General features: G+C 68.9%; 1 protein-coding gene. It reads right to left on the reverse strand.

What is annotated here, in order from left to right; translation table 11 throughout:
* Window positions 1-267 (reverse strand): AMP-binding protein (locus IF78_RS48190; protein WP_037643098.1); only part of this gene is annotated, 267 nt, incomplete at its 3' end.
* Window positions 268-399 lie beyond the last annotated feature (132 nt).

A 399-nucleotide genomic window follows, 5' to 3' on the forward strand; every position in this document is an offset into this window, starting at 1 on the left:
AGGGACCAGCGAGAGCACGTCGTCCAGGATGTAGGCCCGCATGCCGTCCAGCGGACGCCCGACCGGTATCGGCGCCGGCACCGCGTCGGCCACGGTCCACGGAGCCTGGGTCGCGAACAGGGTGGTCTCGGTCGGACCGTACGTCGACCGCACAACGGTGTCGGGGCAGTGCTCCAGCACGCGTCGTACCGCGGTCGGGGAGATCACGTCACCGCCGGTGATGACCTCGCGGACGTTCTTGAAACAGCCCGGCTCCTCCTCCGCCATCACCCGGAACAGTCCGCCATCACCCGGAACAGGCCCGCCGTCACTTGAAGACCGGTGATCTCCTCCTCGGCGATCAGACGGGCCAGCGTCGCCACACTCAGATCACCCTCGGGCGACACCACCGTCCGCCCA

This window comes from Streptomyces bicolor (assembly GCF_000719285.1).
In the GTDB taxonomy this organism is placed as follows: Bacteria; Actinomycetota; Actinomycetes; order Streptomycetales; family Streptomycetaceae; genus Streptomyces; species Streptomyces bicolor.